The sequence below is a fragment of the Agrobacterium sp. RC10-4-1 genome (assembly GCF_014138475.1).
GTDB classification, from domain to species: Bacteria; Pseudomonadota; Alphaproteobacteria; order Rhizobiales; family Rhizobiaceae; genus Agrobacterium; species Agrobacterium pusense.
The window spans coordinates 650,294-668,456 of record NZ_JACJIT010000002.1 but is presented as its reverse complement, the minus strand read 5'-3'; the positions used below and the strand labels follow the sequence as shown (position 1 = coordinate 668,456).

19 protein-coding genes are annotated in these 18,163 nt (G+C 59.7%); 18 read left to right on the top strand and 1 reads right to left on the bottom strand.

Annotated elements, in window-relative coordinates; translation table 11 throughout:
- Positions 1-46: 46 nt before the first annotated feature.
- The 14 genes from bcp to FHW77_RS07530 all read left to right on the top strand — a co-directional run bounded on the left by bcp (position 47) and on the right by FHW77_RS07530 (position 12,709).
- Positions 47-514, top strand: a complete 468-nt coding sequence (gene bcp / locus FHW77_RS07595; RefSeq protein WP_004442409.1) for a thioredoxin-dependent thiol peroxidase — start codon at positions 47-49, stop codon at positions 512-514.
- A 17-nt stretch (positions 515-531) separates the two neighbouring features.
- Positions 532-1,353, top strand: coding sequence for a ferritin-like domain-containing protein (locus tag FHW77_RS07590; RefSeq protein WP_004442413.1), 822 nt, complete (start codon positions 532-534; stop codon positions 1,351-1,353).
- A gap of 92 nt (positions 1,354-1,445) precedes the next feature.
- A complete protein-coding gene (locus FHW77_RS07585; RefSeq protein ID WP_004442415.1) occupies positions 1,446-2,744 on the top strand; it encodes a M23 family metallopeptidase in 1,299 nt (432 codons plus the stop codon).
- 219 nt (positions 2,745-2,963) lie between these two features.
- Positions 2,964-4,460: a DEAD/DEAH box helicase gene (locus tag FHW77_RS07580; RefSeq protein ID WP_004442417.1), complete on the top strand. Its 1,497-nt coding sequence runs from the start codon at positions 2,964-2,966 to the stop codon at positions 4,458-4,460.
- Positions 4,461-4,468: 8 nt separating this feature from the next.
- Positions 4,469-4,894 (top strand): NUDIX domain-containing protein, encoded by a 426-nt coding sequence (locus FHW77_RS07575; RefSeq protein ID WP_004442420.1) that lies wholly within the window; start codon positions 4,469-4,471, stop codon positions 4,892-4,894.
- A gap of 885 nt (positions 4,895-5,779) precedes the next feature.
- Positions 5,780-6,859 carry an ABC transporter substrate-binding protein gene (locus FHW77_RS07570; protein ID WP_022556480.1) on the top strand — a complete coding sequence of 360 codons (1,080 nt, stop codon included), beginning with the start codon at positions 5,780-5,782 and terminating at the stop codon, positions 6,857-6,859.
- Positions 6,860-6,990: 131 nt separating this feature from the next.
- Positions 6,991-7,668 carry a ribulose-phosphate 3-epimerase gene (gene rpe, locus FHW77_RS07565; RefSeq protein ID WP_004442425.1) on the top strand — a complete coding sequence of 226 codons (678 nt, stop codon included), beginning with the start codon at positions 6,991-6,993 and terminating at the stop codon, positions 7,666-7,668.
- Between the two features lie 61 nt (positions 7,669-7,729).
- Positions 7,730-8,236 (top strand): hypothetical protein, encoded by a 507-nt coding sequence (locus FHW77_RS07560; protein WP_034499155.1) that lies wholly within the window; start codon positions 7,730-7,732, stop codon positions 8,234-8,236.
- Positions 8,237-8,317: 81 nt separating this feature from the next.
- Entirely contained in the window at positions 8,318-9,625 is a 1,308-nt protein-coding gene (gene purB / locus FHW77_RS07555) for an adenylosuccinate lyase (RefSeq protein ID WP_004442427.1), read from the top strand.
- A gap of 80 nt (positions 9,626-9,705) precedes the next feature.
- The gene (locus tag FHW77_RS07550; RefSeq protein WP_004442428.1) at positions 9,706-10,269 is read left to right on the top strand and encodes an alpha/beta hydrolase; all 564 of its coding nucleotides are present in this window, start codon (positions 9,706-9,708) and stop codon (positions 10,267-10,269) included.
- 205 nt (positions 10,270-10,474) lie between these two features.
- Complete coding sequence (purC, locus tag FHW77_RS07545; protein WP_004442430.1) at positions 10,475-11,239, top strand: phosphoribosylaminoimidazolesuccinocarboxamide synthase; 765 nt, start codon at positions 10,475-10,477, stop codon at positions 11,237-11,239.
- Between the two features lie 54 nt (positions 11,240-11,293).
- The gene (purS, locus tag FHW77_RS07540; protein WP_003507918.1) at positions 11,294-11,536 is read left to right on the top strand and encodes a phosphoribosylformylglycinamidine synthase subunit PurS; all 243 of its coding nucleotides are present in this window, start codon (positions 11,294-11,296) and stop codon (positions 11,534-11,536) included.
- A 19-nt stretch (positions 11,537-11,555) separates the two neighbouring features.
- On the top strand, positions 11,556-12,227 hold the full coding sequence (gene purQ / locus FHW77_RS07535; protein ID WP_004442432.1) for a phosphoribosylformylglycinamidine synthase subunit PurQ: 672 nt from the start codon (positions 11,556-11,558) through the stop codon (positions 12,225-12,227).
- 77 nt (positions 12,228-12,304) lie between these two features.
- Positions 12,305-12,709, top strand: a complete 405-nt coding sequence (locus FHW77_RS07530; RefSeq protein ID WP_004442434.1) for a hypothetical protein — start codon at positions 12,305-12,307, stop codon at positions 12,707-12,709.
- A 272-nt stretch (positions 12,710-12,981) separates the two neighbouring features.
- On the opposite strand, the gene FHW77_RS07525 is transcribed toward FHW77_RS07530, so the two are convergent.
- Entirely contained in the window at positions 12,982-13,287 is a 306-nt protein-coding gene (locus tag FHW77_RS07525; RefSeq protein WP_004442436.1) for a DUF1127 domain-containing protein, read from the bottom strand.
- Positions 13,288-13,380: 93 nt separating this feature from the next.
- Between FHW77_RS07525 and FHW77_RS07520 the strand changes: the two genes are divergently transcribed.
- The 4 genes from FHW77_RS07520 (at position 13,381) to FHW77_RS07505 (ending at position 18,090) form a co-directional block, all read left to right on the top strand.
- Positions 13,381-14,799, top strand: a complete 1,419-nt coding sequence (locus FHW77_RS07520) for an aminotransferase-like domain-containing protein (protein WP_004442438.1) — start codon at positions 13,381-13,383, stop codon at positions 14,797-14,799.
- 107 nt (positions 14,800-14,906) lie between these two features.
- Positions 14,907-15,491, top strand: coding sequence for an acyloxyacyl hydrolase (locus FHW77_RS07515; RefSeq protein ID WP_004442440.1), 585 nt, complete (start codon positions 14,907-14,909; stop codon positions 15,489-15,491).
- 114 nt (positions 15,492-15,605) lie between these two features.
- Complete coding sequence (gene purL / locus FHW77_RS07510; protein WP_004442443.1) at positions 15,606-17,840, top strand: phosphoribosylformylglycinamidine synthase subunit PurL; 2,235 nt, start codon at positions 15,606-15,608, stop codon at positions 17,838-17,840.
- Positions 17,841-17,856: 16 nt separating this feature from the next.
- Complete coding sequence (locus tag FHW77_RS07505; protein WP_003516012.1) at positions 17,857-18,090, top strand: BolA family protein; 234 nt, start codon at positions 17,857-17,859, stop codon at positions 18,088-18,090.
- Positions 18,091-18,163 lie beyond the last annotated feature (73 nt).

The window sequence follows — 18,163 nt, the reverse complement described above, 5'->3', positions numbered from 1 at the left end:
AATGTGGCAACTTTCACTCAACATCCCGGCGAAAGAAAGGTAGATTATGACAGACTTGACAATTGGCGGCCCGGCTCCCGATTTCACTTTGCCCCGCAACGGTGAAGGGACGGTGACATTGTCCAAACTCCAAGGCAAGGCCGTCGTTCTTTATTTCTACCCCAAGGACGACACGTCCGGCTGCACCGCCGAAGCGATCGATTTCAGCGCGCTGGGCGGCGAATTCGAAGCGGCCAACACGGTTGTCATCGGCATCTCGCCCGACAGCGTCAAAAGCCACGACAAGTTTGCGGCAAAACATTCGCTTTCCGTCATGCTCGCGTCTGACGAAGAGAGGAAGGTTCTGGAAGCCTATGGCGTCTGGAAGGAAAAAAGCATGTATGGGAAAAAATACATGGGTGTCGAGCGCACCACATTCCTCGTTGGACCGGACGGCAAGATCGCGGAGATCTGGAACAAGGTGAAGGTCGCCGGCCATGCCCAGGCCGTTCTCGACGCAGCGAAGAAACTCTGAGGGACCAACCCGTTGTGATGCCCCCGTTCAAAATCACGTCGCTGCGCGGTGGTGCGACGGATGCTGTCGCAAGCGCCGATCTCGACAGGAAGACCGCGCTCGCACAGGAGACGGCGACACGGTGGTTGGAGCGCCGCCTGTCGCTGCGCTCTCCGCTGGACCCGCCCCTGCCAGAGCGCCCGGGCAGGCCGGAAAAGCCGGAACTCGTTCCGCCGACCGCAGTGGAACGCCGCTCGCTTCACAGCGTCAAGGGCCGTATCGCGCTGCTGCACGCCATTGCCCATATCGAACTCAACGCCGTCGATCTCGCGCTCGACATTGTCGCCCGTTATGCCAGCGAGCCGGTGCCGCACTCCTTTTTCGATGGCTGGATGCAGGTCGCCTTCGAGGAGGCAAAACATTTCCGGCTGGTGCGCGACCGGCTGAGAAGCCTCGGTGCCGACTATGGCGATCTGCCCGCCCATGACGGGCTGTGGCAAGCGGCGCATTCCACCCGCAACGATCTCACCGCACGGCTTGCCGTCGTGCCGCTCATCCTCGAAGCGCGCGGACTGGACGTCACCCCTTCCCTGCAGGCGAAGATGCGCGAAACCGGCGATCTGGAAAGCGCTGCCGTTCTGGACGTCATCTATAATGACGAAAAGGGCCACGTCGCCATCGGTGCAAAATGGTTCCGGTTCCTCTGTGCCCGTGAGAAAAAGGATCCGGCCGCAACCTTCAGGCAACTGGTGCGCGCCAATTTCCGCGGCCCTTTGAAACCGCCCTTTAATGACCTTGCCCGCGCCGAGGCCGGCCTGACGCCATCCTTTTACCGCTCGCTCACATCCGTCAGCCAGTAGCCGACGCTGCCGAAACGCCACTCCGGCAAAACTTCGTTAACCTTAACGAATTATGATTTCCTTCAAGAAATCGGCCAGTCCGGAGAGAGATTGTGACTGATACGGCGGAAAACCGGGTATTTGGCAAAAAGCGTGAGCCGCACGTGCTCATTCTCGCGCGCGGCGACAAGGTGCGGCACATGACCATCCGGCCGTGGATGGCGGCGCTTGCCGGCTGCACGATCGGCCTTTTTTCGCTCGGTTATCTCGGCGCCACCGGCTACCTTATCCTGCGGGACGACCTGATCGGCGCGACAATGGCGCGCCAGACCCGCATTCAGAACGATTACGAAGACCGCATCGCAGCCCTGAGAGCCCAGGTGGACCGCGTCACCTCCAGGCAGTTGCTGGATCAGCAGGTCGTTGAAAAGAAAGTGGAAAAGCTTCTGCAACAGCAGGCGGCGCTGACCTCGCGGCACGGCCGCATGAGCGAACTGCTGGAACGCGCGGAAAACTCCGGCGTCGCGACGTCGCCGACAGCACCCTCGTCCCTTTCAAACGCCATGGCGCCGGAAAAACGCGCCGATCTGTCGGGCGGTCTCTCGGCGATCGAAAAGCTGATGACACCGCGCCCACCACAGCCGGAACAACCCACCGCGAACGACAGACGGGCTGCTTACCAGCCGGAAGGCGGCGAGACGCCCTCGGACCGCGCCGATCGCGTATTTTCAAAGGTAACTCTGTCGCTGAAGGACATCGAGCGCCAGCAGATATCGCGGATAGCGCAACTGACGAGCGACGCCGAAGACAAGGCGAGTGCGATGCAGGACATTATCCGCCAGGCCGGGCTCAAGATCGATGAGAGCGGCACCGCCGACATGGGCGGACCCTATGCGGAGCCAGAGCGCGGCGAAACCGATCCCTTCAGCCTGTCGCTGACCAATCTCGACACCGCTCTCAACCGGCTGGACGTCGTCAGGGAAACGGCGACGACCCTGCCCTTCGGCAACCCGGCACCCGGCAGGGCTATCACCAGTCGATTCGGAAATCGGATGGATCCGTTTCTCGGCCGCCCGGCGCTACATACCGGCATCGATTTTCGTGCCGAGACCGGCGCAGACGTCAAATCCACCGGCGCTGGAAAGGTGACGGTGGCGGAAAATTCCGGCGGTTACGGCAATATGGTCGAGATCGATCACGGCCAGGGCGTGTCCACCCGATTCGGCCATCTCTCCGCCATTCTGGTCAAGGCCGGCGACCGGGTCGAAGCCGGCGACGTAATCGGCCGCGCCGGCAGCACCGGCCGTTCCACCGGTCCGCACGTGCATTATGAAGTGCGCCGCAACGATACGCCCGTGGATCCGATGCGGTTTCTGATCGCCGGGGCAGAGCTTAAAACCTATTTGAAATAGCGTCCCGGTTTTAACGCTTTTTTTGCTCTTTTAACGATAAATGCCGAAAAACCGCGCCTGAGGCTTAAAAGCCCAGCCGCGAGCGGCACGTTTAACGCGCTTTTCCCGTTGTTTCCTTGACTTTCCGGCAATTTGGGCATATCCCCGCGCCAAGTCTTTGCAAGTGCCGTCGCGGCACGCAGGTGTTCTTACCGAACCAGAACGGAAAAAGTTCTTCCTTTGACAACATTCTCTGATCTTGGCCTGAGCCAAAAAGTTCTTTCCGCTATTGCAGATGCCGGCTACACGACGCCGACACCCATTCAGGCTGGCGCCATTCCGCCGGCGCTGGAAAAGCGTGATATCTGCGGTATCGCACAGACCGGCACGGGCAAAACCGCGTCATTCGTTCTGCCGATGCTGACCCTGCTTGAGAAGGGCCGCGCACGCGCCAGAATGCCGCGCACGCTGATCCTCGAGCCGACGCGCGAGCTTGCGGCACAGGTGGCGGAGAACTTCGAGAAATACGGCAAGAATCACAAGCTGAACGTCGCCCTCCTGATCGGCGGTGTTTCCTTCGAAGACCAGGACCGCAAGCTGGAACGTGGCGCCGATGTGCTGATCTGCACCCCTGGCCGCCTTCTTGACCATTGCGAACGCGGCAAGCTGCTGATGACCGGCGTGGAAATCCTTGTCATCGACGAAGCCGACCGCATGCTCGACATGGGCTTCATTCCCGACATCGAGCGCATCGCCAAGATGATCCCCTTCACCCGCCAGACGCTGTTCTTCTCGGCCACCATGCCGCCGGAAATACAGAAGCTGGCTGATCGCTTCCTGCAGAACCCCGTCCGTGTCGAGGTCGCCAAGCCCTCCTCTACTGCAAAGACCGTTGCCCAGCGCATCGTCGCCGCCCATAACAAGGACTACGAAAAGCGCGCCGTCCTGCGCGATCTCGTCCGCGCCGAAGAGGCTGAACTCAAGAACGCCATCATCTTCTGCAACCGCAAGAAGGATGTGGCCGATCTTTTCCGTTCGCTCGACCGCCACGGCTTTTCCGTCGGCGCGCTGCATGGCGACATGGACCAGCGTTCGCGCACGACGATGCTGCAGAACTTCAAGGACGGCAATCTGAAGCTGCTCGTCGCCTCGGACGTCGCCGCACGCGGGCTTGATATCCCCGATGTCAGCCACGTCTTCAACTTCGATATTCCCATTCATTCGGAAGACTATGTTCACCGCATCGGCCGCACCGGCCGTGCCGGCCGCTCGGGCAAGGCTTTCACCATCGTCACCAAAAGCGACACCAAATATCTCGACGCCATCGAAAAGCTGATCGGCGAAAAGATCGAGTGGCTGAACGGTGATCTCTCCACCCTCCCCGCGCCGATGGAAAGCTTCGAAAGCAATTCCGGCCGTCGGGGCAAGGAACGGGGCGGCAGAGGCCGCGACCGTAACCGCCGGGACGCCGCACCGGTCGAAAACATCAATCAGGGCGCACAATCCGCTGCGGACGCAGATATCGCGGCTCATGGAGACGACAAGGTGAAAGCAGAACGCAAGCAGGAAAAGGCCCCGCGCAATTCCGACCGCAACAGTCGCAATCCGCTGCACGCCAATGACGACAACCGCGACCGTCGCCGCCACTATCGCGACCATGACGATGGCCCGACACCGGTTGGCTTCGGCGATGACATTCCCGCCTTCATGCTGATCGTGGCCAACGCCAAGGCCTGACCACAGCAATGGACACGATGACGTCGACCATCAAGCCGGGCCTCGATTTTCCGGGCGTCGGCGTGGGCCTTGTCATTTTGCGTGAAGGCCGCCTCCTTTTATGCCGGCGCATGAAAGCGCCGGAAGCCGGGTATTGGAGCATCCCTGGCGGCAAAGTCGATCACCTCGAAACGTCGCTAGCCGCGGCGCGGCGCGAAGCCGAGGAAGAGACCGGGCTGACGATCGGCCACGTCGAATTTCTCTGCCATAGCGAATTTATCGACGCAGTGGACCGCCATCACTGGGTCTCCCTGATCTTCGTCACCCGCGACACAACGGGTCAGCCTTCGCTTACGGAGCCGGATAAGCTCTCCGCCATCGACTGGTTCGATCTCGACAAACTTCCTGAGCCGATCTCAGCCTTTGCAAAGGACGCTCTGGCCGCTCTGAAATAATGCTGAGGCAGCCCCGGGCGTCGAATAATGACGTCGGATGCGGAATTTTCAAAATCGAAAACGGCGGATCTGATTGGGTCAAAGCCAGAATTTTGGACAACGGCACGCTTAATCCACGCCATTTCTTTCCTGGAACGCTTATCGCGAGAGAATGGCTTTGCGTTAAGTTCTCCGAACTCAATTTTAAATTGCCTAAATTAGAGCTATGTAAAAAACCGCCCCAGTTTCCTGAAGCGGTTTATACGTAATAAAAAAAATAGAATATAGAAGCGAATATAGTCTGGCAGTGCTTATAATCGGAACACTTTCCGAGGCTTTTTACAGCCAATTTCAGTCGTCCCCTGAAACAATTCCATCTAAGCTAATCATTTACTTTCCGTCAAGCAATTCTTCTCGCAAATGCGAAAAAAACATGGCGAAAAAGAGGTGGGGAATTAGAAGGTTTCTATATTAAACTTAGATATCAATAAATTACAGATATGAAAATAAAATGTGCAGATTTATGACGTGCACTGCAAAAGGCATAATCAGCAACAAGGCCTTCGCTGGAGTGTGCTTATACGCGCCACTTGTAATAGTTTTATGAAGTAAAACGGCACGTGGCGGATTTATGAAATACTTCTTCAGTAAAGCGGGACAGAAAGAAGATAGCGGGGCGAAAAAGAGCAGCGCTGCGGCATGGCCGCGAGGCACCATTATCGGCCGACGGCAACAACCACAAGATGCCGCGTCCATCTCGGCATTCGGATCGCCCGACATCGAAGCCAAGCTGCCGCAGTCCAGGCCCCGGCGTGCGATTATGATGGACGACCGGCGATTTTTCCTTTGGAAAACCGATTGGTGCCGATAAACATCAGATCGGGACAACAGGATTTCGACCACGTCATGCTTTCACTTCGCCTGCTAACGATCATCGCCGGTTTTGCCTTTGCGGGTTCCGCAAGCGCGGCATCGATCGGGATCGTTGCCCCGCAGAGCGGTCCCTACGAGCTTCTCGGGCAACAGGTCCGGCAGGGCGCCAAGGCGGCAGCTGCAAAACTCGGCCTGGATGTCGTGGAGATTCACGAGAGCTGCGAAGACGGCAGTGGCGGCGCGATTGCCGATGGCCTCGTGGCGGCGAAAGTCAGCGCCGCGATCGGCTTCCTGTGCACGGAAACGCTTCAGGACGTTCTGCCGCCGCTCAAGGCCGCGGCCATTCCGGCCATCACGCTTTCCAGCCGCGCACCCATCCTGATGGAGGACGCGCTGAAATATGGCTGGCCGCTTTTTCGCCTCGCCCCATCGGATCGGGCCGAATCGGCAAGGGCTGCGGAAGTCATTCTTCGCGACTGGAAAGGCCACCCGATCGGGCTCGTGGATGACGGCACGATCTACAGCCGCGAATTGGTCGACCGTATCCGCTCTACGCTGGAGGAAAACGGGCTGAAGCCCACCTTTGCCGATACGATGCGACCCAATCAGGAACAGCAGGTGGCGCTTGTGCGCCGGCTGGCGCGCACCGGCATTACCCATGTCTTCATCGGCGCGGAACGAAACGATATCGCCGTCGTGGCACGGGACGCCGCTTCAGAGAATTTTCCGCTCACCATTCTGGGCGGCGATACGCTGAACGCCGCCAACACCCCCCTCGCACTGGCTGCGAACGTGATGGCCATCACGCGCCCGGCCTATGACACACTGCCTTCGGCGCAGGGGGCGGCCGGCGAACTGCGCGCCGCAGGCATCGAACCCGAAGGTTACGTCCTTCCAGCCTATGCCGCCACCGAACTGACGGCGGCGCTGGCGGAAGCGGCCCAGGCGCAGTCGAAACCGGCGCCGGAGATACTGGCGTCCGGCACGGCCTTCAAAACCGTGATTGGCGATCTCGCATTCAACCCGTCGCATGAGCTTTCGGACAATCCCTACCGCCTGCAGCGCTGGAACGGCCAGCGCTTCGAACCGGCGGACAAAGCCGAAAGGCAGTAGCTGCAGCCAGCACCGGGACAAATTCGCGGACGGCAGCGGAAAACCATCAGCAACCTCACCGCTGACCGTTTCAAACCCCGATGCATGATGTTAAAGGCAAACTTACGCAACGCGTCGAGAGGAGTTTGCCCATGTCCCTGCCCATCCGGATAGCACCGTCGATCCTGGCTTCCAATTTCGCCAAGCTCGGACAGGAAGTCGCCGATGTCACCGAGGCCGGCGCGGACTGGATTCATCTCGATGTCATGGACGGGCATTTCGTGCCGAACATTTCCTTCGGGCCTGATGTCATCAAGGCGCTTCGGCCGCACAGCAATGCCTTCTTCGATTGCCATTTGATGATCGCCCCCGTCGATCCCTATCTCGAAGCCTTTGCCAAGGCCGGCTGTGACAGCATCACGGTGCATGCGGAGGCCGGCCCCCACCTGCACCGCTCTCTCCAGACCATTCGCGGACTGGGCCTGAAGGCTGGCGTCACGCTCAACCCGGCAACGCCGCTTTCCGTTATCGAAAACGTGCTCGATGATGTCGACCTCGTGCTGATCATGAGCGTCAATCCCGGCTTCGGCGGCCAGAAATTCATTCCCGCCATGCTCGACAAGATCCGCGCAGCCAAGGCGATGATCGGTCAGCGGCCGATCGAACTGGAAGTGGATGGCGGCGTGACGGCGCAGACCGCAGGCGATATCATCGCCGCCGGCGCCAATGCACTGGTAGCGGGCTCCGCAGTCTTCAAAGGCGATGGCGTGGAGGATTATCGCAAGACGATCGCCCTCCTGCGCACGGCCGCGGAAGCCGGACGGGCGTAATCCGTCACCGCCGAATGCGGAAAGCCGGATGCGGCACAACGAGGCGTCGGGGGGGAATGTCATGGAAAGCGGCAGGCGGAATTTCCGCGACAGGGCTCTTCCAGCATTGTTCATTCTGCTTGGCGCGCTTGGCTGGAGCGTTTGTTCAGCGGCGTCAGCCGCTATCGGCCTCTATGCTCGTAACAGGCTGGAAACCGATCACGTCGCCGATATCATCACGCTTTTCTTCACGGGCGGATTTTTCGGCTGGCTGCTGGCGCTGGCAGCATTGCGCGTTCTCCCTGCCTTAAAATCCCAACAATTGCGTCTTGCGACAGCATGTCTCGCAATCGCTTTCTTCACGCTCTCCGTGGCGGCAGCATTGTTCGCGTTCGAGTACCGCATCTTTTATGCGCAATGGCATGCGCCAACGTTTTCCCGCATCTGGTTTTTTCAGCAGCTTTTCACGTCGCTCGGTGCAGTCTACCAGTTCGTCGTTCTGGGACTTGGTCTTTATTTTCCCTTCGCCGCACTTCCGCTCGTGCCCGCAGGGGCAATGCTCTGCCGGCGTGCACCGCAAGCGGCGTAGGCATGCAGCTTGATAGATTGAGATTAGCGGAACACTTTGCTAAACGGGCAGCAAATTTCCTCTACTAAGAAAGTCATTGCCATGATCCCTCGTTACTCCCGGCCGGAAATGGTCGCCATCTGGTCGCCGGAAACAAAATTCCGCATCTGGTTCGAGATCGAGGCGCATGCCTGTGACGCGCTGGCCGAGCTCGGCGTCATCCCGAAGTCAGCAGCCCAGACCATCTGGGAAAAGGGCGGCAGCGCCACCTTCGACGTCGCCCGCATTGATGAGATCGAGGCCGTCACCAAGCATGATGTCATCGCCTTCCTCACCCATCTCGCAGAATTCGTCGGTCCCGACAGCCGCTTCGTGCATCAGGGCATGACCTCGTCGGACGTGCTCGATACCACGCTCAACATCCAGCTCGTGCGCGCCGCCGATCTGCTGCTCGCCGACATGGACCGGGTGCTTGCGGCTCTCAAGACCCGGGCCTTCGAACATAAGAACACGGTGCGCATCGGCCGTAGCCACGGCATCCATGCCGAACCGACGACGATGGGCCTCACCTTCGCCCGCTTCTACGCCGAGATGCACCGCAACCGTGAGCGCCTCGTGAACGCCCGCGCCGAAATCGCCACTGGCGCAATCTCCGGCGCTGTCGGCACCTTCGCCAATATCGACCCCCGCGTCGAGGAACATGTCTGCGAAAAGCTCGGGCTCATCCCCGAGCCGGTTTCCACGCAGGTCATCCCGCGTGACCGTCACGCCATGTTCTTCGCCACCCTTGGCGTCATCGCCTCGTCGATTGAAAACGTCGCCATCGAAATCCGCCACATGCAGCGCACCGAAGTTCTGGAAGCGGAAGAGTTCTTCTCTCCCGGCCAGAAGGGCTCGTCGGCCATGCCGCACAAGCGTAACCCGGTTCTCACAGAAAACCTCACCGGCCTCGCCCGTCTGGTGCGCATGTCGGTCGTCCCGGCCATGGAAAACGTTGCCCTCTGGCACGAGCGCGACATCAGCCACTCCTCCGTGGAGCGCGCCATCGGCCCCGACACGACAGTCACTCTGGACTTCGCATTGAACCGTCTGGCAGGCGTCATCGAAAAGCTGGTGATCTACCCGGACAACATGCTGAAGAACATGAACAAGTTCCGTGGTCTCGTGCATTCGCAGCGCGTTCTCCTGGCGCTGACGCAGGCTGGCGTATCGCGCGAAGACGCCTATCGTCTGGTCCAGCGCAATGCCATGAAGGTCTGGGAACAGGGTGCGGACTTCCTTGAGGAACTGCTGGGCGACGAGGAAGTGCGCGCTGCGCTCCCCGAAGAGGTCATCCGCGAAAAATTCGACCTCGGTTACCACACCAAGCATGTCGATACGATCTTCGCCCGCGTCTTCGGCAACGCCTGAGACTTGAGCTGAACCCGAGAGCTTGACGTTAATGCCGCCGCGACCTTGATCGCGGTGGCATCACAACACAGATATGGCGCATGAAAGTTTCAGAAGCAGATATCCTGATCGTCCCCGGTTATACCAATTCCGGCCCGGACCACTGGCAGAGCCGCTGGGAGCGCAAGCTCTCCACCGCCCGCCGTGTCGAGCAGGCGGAATGGTCGAAACCGGTGAAGGAAGATTGGGTCGCCAGGCTGGTAGAGGAGGTCAACGCCTCCACCAGGCCCGTCGTCCTCGTTGCCCATTCGCTTGGCGTTCCAACGGTGATCCACGCATTGCCTGAAATCGGCAAGAAGGTATCCGGCGCGCTTCTCGTTGCGCCGCCTGATGTCGCCAATCCCGAAATCAGGCCGAAGCATCTCATGACCTTCGGGCCTTACCCGCGCGATCCGCTGCCCTTTCCGGCGATCACCATCGCCAGCCGCAACGATCCCTTCGGCTCTTATGAACACGCCGACGACATCGCTGCTGCCTGGGGTTCGCTTTTGATCGATGCCGGCATGTCCGGCCACATCAATGCCGAGTCCGGGCACGGCCCGTGGCCGGAGGGCGGCATGGTCTTCGCGCAATTCCTGAGCCGCCTTAAAGGCGTCGAGCCATGACGAGAGCCGCCAACTGAAATCCGCATCGCCCCCCGCCCCTGCCGCGGCCCGGTTTTGCGGATGAAACAGTTCGGCGGCCCTGTCACAAGAATTGAAGGGAAATATGCCAGCCGCATTGTAGAATGCACTCTTTTCCTTTATGGGACCGCTTCAAAGACCAAACGCAACGCCACCAGAATCGGCGTCAACCAAGAGACCTGCAATTATGAACCGTCGCCGCCGTATTTACGAAGGCAAGGCCAAGATCCTTTACGAGGGTCCGGAGCCAGGCACGCTTATCCAGTTCTTCAAGGATGATGCGACCGCCTTCAACAAGAAGAAGCATGAAGTCATCGACGGCAAGGGCGTGCTGAACAACCGTATCTGCGAATACGTCTTCACGCATCTGAACAAGATCGGCATTCCCACCCACTTCATCCGCCGCCTCAACATGCGCGAGCAGCTGATCAAGGAAGTGGAGATGATCCCGCTCGAGGTCGTCGTGCGCAATGTCGCCGCCGGCTCGCTTTCCAAGCGCCTCGGCATCGAGGAAGGCGTGGTGCTGCCACGCTCGATCATCGAGTTTTATTACAAGTCGGATGAGCTCGAAGACCCGATGGTCTCCGAAGAGCACATCACGGCTTTCGGCTGGGCCAACCCTGCCGAGCTTGACGACATCATGGCGCTCGCCATCCGCGTCAACGACTTCCTCTCCGGCCTGTTCCTCGGCGTCGGCATTCAGCTCGTCGATTTCAAGATCGAATGTGGCCGCCTCTTCGAAGGCGATATGATGCGCATCATCCTCGCCGACGAGATTTCGCCCGACAGCTGCCGTCTCTGGGACATCGAGACCCAGAAGAAGATGGACAAGGACCTCTTCCGACGCGATCTGGGCGGTCTTCTGGAAGCTTATTCCGAAGTGGCGCGCCGTCTCGGCATCATCAATGAAAACGAACCGATCCGCGGCACCGGTCCTGTTCTGGTAAAGTAATATCGGCTCGTGAAATAATATTGGCCTCGTAGGGTAAAATCAGGAGAAGATCAGGTGATCAAGGCACGGGTGACTGTTACGCTGAAGAACGGCGTTCTCGATCCGCAGGGCAAGGCAATCGAAGGCGCGCTTGGCAGCCTCGGGTTTGGTGGCGTCGGCCATGTCCGTCAGGGCAAGGTTTTCGATCTGGAACTGGAAGGCGCCGACAAGGCGAAGGCCGAAACCGATCTGAAGGCAATGTGCGAAAAGCTCTTGGCCAACACGGTCATCGAAAACTACGCCATCGCCATTCTCTAAGCTCCAGGAGCCGCCGTCCATGAAATCCGCTGTCGTCCAACTTCCCGGCCTCAACCGCGACCGCGACATGATCGCGGCTCTGACGAAAATTTCCGGTCAGGCGCCTGTCACCATCTGGCAGACGGAGACGGATATTCCCGATGTCGATCTGATCGTTATTCCCGGCGGCTTCTCTTATGGCGACTATCTGCGCTGCGGCGCGATTGCCGCCCGCATGCCTGTCATGCAGGCCATCCGCGAGAAGGCGGAAAAGGGCGTGAAGGTTCTCGGCGTCTGCAACGGCTTCCAGATTCTGGTCGAAGCCGGCATGCTGCCGGGCGCCCTGATGCGCAACGCCTCGCTGAAATTCGTCTGCCGCGAAGTGAAGCTCGAAGTCGCCAATAACGACACCGATTTCACCCGTGCTTACGACAAGGGCCAGATCCTGCGTTGCCCCGTCGCCCATCACGATGGCAACTACTTCCTCGATGCGGATGAGTTGAAATCGGTCGAGGGCAACGGCCAGGTCGTGTTCCGTTATGCCGAAGGCACCAACCCGAACGGCTCGCTGAACGACATTGCTGGCGTCATCAATGCCAAGGGCAACGTTCTCGGCATGATGCCGCATCCGGAAAACCTGATCGAAGCCGCCCATGGCGGCAATGACGGCCGCGGCCTCTTCGCTTCGGCGCTTGGCGTCATCGCAGCCTGACAGACGGGCGGGCTTTGAGCCCGCTTTTTTGATGCCGGCTGACGGCGTCGTTTTGGCCCTCTCTTCTGGATGACCTGATGTCTTTTGCCCGTCGATCGAATACCCTCAAGGCGACCGGATTGTTTCTAGCTGCGGCGACCCTGGCTGCTTGTCAGCCGAAACCACAGCCGACAGCCTCGGTCTCCCGCGCCGCTCTCCCCACAATGGAACGGATAGCGCTTGGCGCGAATGCCTGCTGGTTCAAATCGGGGGATGCGGCTTTCAAGGCCTATCGTCTGGCCCCTGAACTCAATTCCTTCTCAGGCCGTCCGCGCATCCTGCTCGTGCCGCGCAACAGTCCGGAATCGCGGCCCATGCTGGTCGTTCAGGCTGAAGGCAACCCGGCAAAGCTCGACGCTTTTGGCCCGGTGATGAACGAGGCCATTTCCAGCCGCATCGCAACCGACGTCAAGCGCTGGGCGAATGGCGGCAAGGGCTGCTGATCTCATCGTAGTATTCTAGCCCTGCATATCGGGCGAGGCGTATCCGCGTCGCTCATTCCTGTGCTTGTCACAGGAATGAGGAAAGGGGAACGCTCGGCAAAAGGCAGACGCCGGCACAAAAAGCTCTTACCACGTACCATTTATCAATTTGCCGAAGCTGCTCTAAGGTACGTAAATAAAAAAACCCGCCAACGCCGGTTGGGAATGGCGTGGCGGGCTGCCGCACGGCTTGATGGCGCCGGGGAAAGAAGGCGCCGCTCTCCGGCAAAAAATTAAAGCGGCCGTGTTGGCCATGAAAAAAGCTGGGATTTCGCCGCTTCCTTCAGGGCTTCATCGCGCGTTACGCCGATATCTTCCAGAAGATCATCAGACAGTTCCCGCAAAGCGAGCCGTCCCTGCCGCTTCCGGTGCCAGTTGAACATGCCCGCAATCAGGCGACCAATTGGCGTGCTGGCGATCTTGGCCGGAAAAGGCGCCGGTGCGACCATGTCGCCGGCATCGCGGAACACGCGTTCCCGTTCGTAACCATCAGGATAGAGCGTATCCGCTGTCGAAAGGTATTGATCCATCTTGCGCATATTGCACCTATTGTCTCCGTGCGTTTGTCTTCATGGAATGCAGACAATAAATACAATTGACTTGCGAAGAGATACAATGCATAAATTGTCACCATGACAAATTGGCTTCCTGATCTCACTGTGGGCGACGGCCCGATATATCTGCGCCTCGCCGACAGTATCGAGGGTGCAATTTCCGATGGCACCCTGCAGGCGGGCTCGAAATTGCCGCCGCAGCGCAACCTCGCTTATGACCTCGGCGTGACAATAGGTACAATCAGCCGGGCCTACGCGCTTATCCACGAGCGCGGCCTGGTCAGCGGCGAGGTCGGCCGCGGCACCTATGTCAATGAGCGCAAGACCCCGGCCCCCTCAGCGCCCATGGAGACGGTGGCGGCAGCCTTCGGCAGCACACGCCACGCTGTCGATAGCAGCGCCGAATTCCGGCTCAACACCACGGCGGCACCCGATGTCGGCCAGAGTGTGCTGATCGCCAGGCATATCGAGGCTGTCGCCCGCGAACATGCCTACGACGTCACCAATTACGCCCGTTCCTTTCCTGACAACTGGTGCATGGCGGGCGCTCGCTGGCTTTCCCAGAACGGCTGGTCGCCAAAACCGGAAAACATCGTCTCGACGCTTGGCGCCCATGCGGCGGTGATGAGTGTGGTGACGGCCATGACCGCCCCGGGAGACCGTATCGTCTTCGAACCCGTGACCTATTCCCATATCAGCCGCAGCGCCACACTTGCCGGACGGCGGGTGACGCTGGTTGAAGCGGATGAAAAGGGCATTGTCCCTGACGATTTCGAGCGCGTCTGCGCCCAGCAGCATCCCAAGATGATCTTCCTGATGTCCGCCGGCCAGAACCCGACCTGCGCCACGCTGCCGGAAGAGCGTCGCCGTGCGATAGCCGATATTGCCCGCCGGTATGGTGTCTGGGTCGTAGAGGATAATCTTTATGGCGCGATGACGCGTGAGGCGATCCCGCTGATTGCTGAATTTGCGCCCGACATTACCTTCGTCGTCGGCGGCCTGTCGAAATCCGTTGCCGCTGGCGTTCGTGGCGGCTGGGTCGCCTGCCCGGCGCAATATTCGTCGCGCATCCGCATTTCCCACTCGATGCTGACAGGCGGTCTGCCCTTCATGCTGGCCGAAGTGAATGCCCGCCTCGTCAACAGCGGTGACGCCGACGACATTCGCAAGGACTGTATAGCCGAGATCAACCAGCGGGAGGCGATTGCCCGGCGGGCCTTCGCCGGACTGGATTTCAATTCGCTGCCCGACATCGCCTTCCTGTGGCTGAGACTGCCCGAACCCTGGCTTTCCGGCACGTTCCGAAACGCGGCGATGAAAGAAGGCGTGCTGATAGATGACGAGGATGAGTTCAAGGCCGGCCGCACCGACAAGGTTTTCCATCGGGTGCGTGTCAGCCTTTCTGGTCCATCGAACCAGCAAGAGTTGACCCATGCCCTCGGCATCCTGCGCCACCTGCTCGACAACGGCTCGGCCGGTTACGAAAGCGTTGCCTAAGGGGCGGAGAGTCTTTCCTGCAACACCCGGCCTAATTCAGTAACTTATCATTTACCAAACCGACAAACTTGCCATCCTTTCCGCAATTCGAGGTGGGGAATGATTCGATGGCAGCATTCAATTCCACAGGTGTGAGGGCGTGTTTTGCGCTGGCGATCCTTCTTGCGGCATTGATCGGCATCATGCCCGCCACTGCTGCGGAAGGCACCGTCTTCGACGAATTGCGCTTCGGCGCAACCACCTCGATCTCCAATCACGACAATGGCGGTGAGGATGGCGTCTTTCCGGCCTTCACCGCCTATTTTGATCCCTTCGCCAGTGCATCTGCGGTGACGCTCGGCCAAAAACTCTCCCGCCCACGGCTACATATCGGTGGCGAGATCGGCACTGAGGGCTCGGCGAATACCATTTACGGCGGCGTCAACTGGACCTTCGATCTCAACCCGAAGATCTTTCTCGATTTCGGTTTTGGCGGCCTCTGGCACGATGGCAAGCTGAGAAACAGTGCCGGCGAAACCGGTGCGGAATTCGGCTGCCGGGTGCTTTTCCACGAATATGCGGCGGTCGGCTATCGTTTCGATAATAACTGGAATATTTCGACCCAGATCGAGCATGCATCACATGCCAATCTGTGCGATGGGCCCAATGACGGACTGACCCGCGTCGGCCTCATGGTCGGCTACAGGTTCTGAAGAAGCCAAGAAAGCAGCGTTTTGCGGGTAAAACCGCGCATTTTCCTGTCGCACCTTTGAGCCTCTTGCGCTAAAGAACCGGAAACTTCCCTCGGCTCGAACCGCGTGAGACCTATGTCGATTCCAAACTCCATCAAGATCACCCCGGAACTCGTTGCATCCCACGGGCTGAAGCCCGACGAATACCAGCGTATCCTCGACCTGATCGGACGGGAGCCGAGCTTTACCGAGCTCGGCATCTTCTCGGCCATGTGGAACGAGCACTGCTCCTACAAGTCGTCCAAGAAGTGGCTGAAGACCCTGCCCACCAAGGGACCACGCGTCATCCAGGGCCCCGGTGAAAATGCCGGCGTTGTGGATATCGACGATGGCGATTGCGTCGTCTTCAAGATGGAGAGCCATAACCACCCCTCCTATATCGAGCCCTATCAGGGTGCGGCGACCGGCGTCGGGGGTATCCTGCGTGACGTCTTCACCATGGGCGCGCGCCCGATTGCAGCCATGAACGCCCTGCGCTTCGGTGCGCCCGACCACCCGAAGACCCGCCATCTCGTGGCCGGCGTCGTTGCCGGTGTTGGCGGCTACGGCAACTCCTTCGGCGTGCCGACGGTTGGCGGCGAAGTGGAATTCGATCCGCGCTATAATGGCAACATCCTCGTTAACGCCTTTGCCGCCGGTCTTGCCAAGTCCGACGCGATCTTCCTTTCGGAAGCCAAGGGTGTGGGCCTGCCGGTGGTTTATCTCGGCGCAAAGACCGGCCGCGATGGCGTTGGCGGCGCGACCATGGCCTCTGCCGAATTCGATGAGTCCATCGAAGAAAAGCGCCCGACCGTTCAGGTCGGTGACCCCTTCACGGAAAAGTGCCTGCTGGAAGCCTGCCTCGAGCTGATGAAAACCGGCGCGGTCATCGCCATTCAGGACATGGGCGCCGCCGGCCTCACCTGCTCGGCCGTGGAAATGGGCGCCAAGGGCGACCTCGGCATCGAGCTTGACCTCAATGCCGTGCCGGTGCGCGAAGAGCGCATGACTGCCTATGAAATGATGCTGTCCGAAAGCCAGGAGCGCATGCTCATGGTTCTCGAGCCCTCCAAGGAAGAAGTCGCCAAGGCGATTTTCGTGAAATGGGGTCTGGACTTCGCCATCGTCGGCAAGACCACCGACGACCTGCGTTTCCGCGTCATTCACAACGGCGAGGAAGTCGCCAACCTGCCGATCAAGGAACTGGGCGATCAGGCTCCGGAATATGACCGCCCGTGGACGCCCGCGAAGGTGCCCGCCCCGCTTGCAGAAAACGACGTCCCCGCTGCCGATATCGCCGATGCGCTGGTATCGCTCGTCGGTTCGGCCAACAATTCTTCGCGCCGCTGGGTCTACGAGCAGTATGACACGCTGATCCAGGGCAATTCCCTGCAGCTGCCGGGCGGCGACGCCGGTGTGGTTCGCGTCGAAGGCCATGACAAGAAGGCGCTAGCCTTCTCCTCCGACGTCACCCCGCGTTACGTCGAGGCCGACCCCTTCGAAGGCGGCAAGCAGGCCGTGGCCGAATGCTGGCGCAACATTACCGCAACCGGCGCCCTGCCGCTCGCGGCCACCGACAACCTGAATTTCGGCAACCCGGAAAAGCCCGAAATCATGAGCCAGCTGGTTCATGCCATCAAGGGTATCGGCGAAGCCTGCCGCGTGCTGGAATTCCCGATCGTTTCCGGCAACGTCTCGCTCTACAACGAGACCAATGGCCAGGCGATCCTGCCAACCCCCACCATTGGCGGCGTCGGCTTGCTGAAGGATTGGGGCCGCATGGCGCGCATCCGTTTTGCCGCCGCTGACGAAGCGGTGCTGCTTGTCGGCGCACCTGCCGGCCTCGGCACCCACATCGCGCAGTCGGTGTACATGCGTGATATCCATGGCCGTATCGACGGCCCTGCCCCGCATGTCGATCTCGCCGCCGAAAAGAAGAACGGCGATTTCGTGCGTGGCATCATCACGGATGGCCTCGCCACCGCCGTTCACGATTGCTCCTCGGGAGGTCTGGCGCTCGCGGTTGCCGAAATGGCGATTTCCTCCGGAATCGGCGCGACCATCGATGCGGTCGAAGGCCACAACCCGGTCCTCACCTTCTATGGCGAAGATCAGGGTCGTTACGTGCTCACCGTGAAGAAAACCGATCTCGACAAGGTACTGGGTGCTGCGAAGGCAGCCGGCGTTTCCTGCGCCAACATCGGCGTTACCGGTGGTTCCACCGTAAAGCTGGGCACGGCGCGCGCCGTCGAGATTAAAGAATTGCACTCGGCCTATGAATCGTGGTTCCCTCAGTTCATGGACGGCGAAACTCTAGTCGCCGCAGAATGAATTAAGGAGAAACACCATGCCCATGAAACCCGGCGACATTGAAGACATGATTAAGGCGGGAATTCCCGGGGCAAAGGTCACGATCCGCGATCTGGCCGGTGATGGCGATCATTACGCGGCGGAAGTCGTGGCAGATGCATTCAAGGGCAAGACCCGCGTGCAGCAGCACCAGATGGTCTATGACGCGCTGAAGGGCAATATGGGCGGCGTCCTGCATGCCCTTGCCCTGCAGACCTCGGCGCCCGAATGATGACTGAGATCACCGGTCTCTGTCCCATCGGCTGAAAGACCTGACGGCTGAAGAATAAAGAAAGGCCCGCGTG

Excerpts from the sequence above, each read along its gene's own strand:
- FHW77_RS07505 (WP_003516012.1), top strand. The coding sequence starts at position 17,857 with ATGCCCATGAAACCCGGCGACATTGAAGACATGATTAAGGCGGGAATT.
- purQ (WP_004442432.1), top strand. The coding sequence starts at position 11,556 with ATGAAATCCGCTGTCGTCCAACTTCCCGGCCTCAACCGCGACCGCGAC.
- FHW77_RS07575 (WP_004442420.1), top strand. The coding sequence starts at position 4,469 with ATGGACACGATGACGTCGACCATCAAGCCGGGCCTCGATTTTCCGGGC.
- bcp (WP_004442409.1), top strand. The coding sequence starts at position 47 with ATGACAGACTTGACAATTGGCGGCCCGGCTCCCGATTTCACTTTGCCC.
- FHW77_RS07560 (WP_034499155.1), top strand. The coding sequence starts at position 7,730 with ATGGAAAGCGGCAGGCGGAATTTCCGCGACAGGGCTCTTCCAGCATTG.
- FHW77_RS07530 (WP_004442434.1), top strand. The coding sequence starts at position 12,305 with ATGTCTTTTGCCCGTCGATCGAATACCCTCAAGGCGACCGGATTGTTT.
- FHW77_RS07515 (WP_004442440.1), top strand. The coding sequence starts at position 14,907 with ATGGCAGCATTCAATTCCACAGGTGTGAGGGCGTGTTTTGCGCTGGCG.
- FHW77_RS07550 (WP_004442428.1), top strand. The coding sequence starts at position 9,706 with ATGAAAGTTTCAGAAGCAGATATCCTGATCGTCCCCGGTTATACCAAT.
- purL (WP_004442443.1), top strand. The coding sequence starts at position 15,606 with ATGTCGATTCCAAACTCCATCAAGATCACCCCGGAACTCGTTGCATCC.
- rpe (WP_004442425.1), top strand. The coding sequence starts at position 6,991 with ATGTCCCTGCCCATCCGGATAGCACCGTCGATCCTGGCTTCCAATTTC.
- FHW77_RS07590 (WP_004442413.1), top strand. The coding sequence starts at position 532 with ATGCCCCCGTTCAAAATCACGTCGCTGCGCGGTGGTGCGACGGATGCT.
- purB (WP_004442427.1), top strand. The coding sequence starts at position 8,318 with ATGATCCCTCGTTACTCCCGGCCGGAAATGGTCGCCATCTGGTCGCCG.
- FHW77_RS07520 (WP_004442438.1), top strand. The coding sequence starts at position 13,381 with ATGACAAATTGGCTTCCTGATCTCACTGTGGGCGACGGCCCGATATAT.
- FHW77_RS07570 (WP_022556480.1), top strand. The coding sequence starts at position 5,780 with ATGCTTTCACTTCGCCTGCTAACGATCATCGCCGGTTTTGCCTTTGCG.
- purC (WP_004442430.1), top strand. The coding sequence starts at position 10,475 with ATGAACCGTCGCCGCCGTATTTACGAAGGCAAGGCCAAGATCCTTTAC.
- FHW77_RS07525 (WP_004442436.1), bottom strand. The coding sequence starts at position 13,287 with ATGCGCAAGATGGATCAATACCTTTCGACAGCGGATACGCTCTATCCT.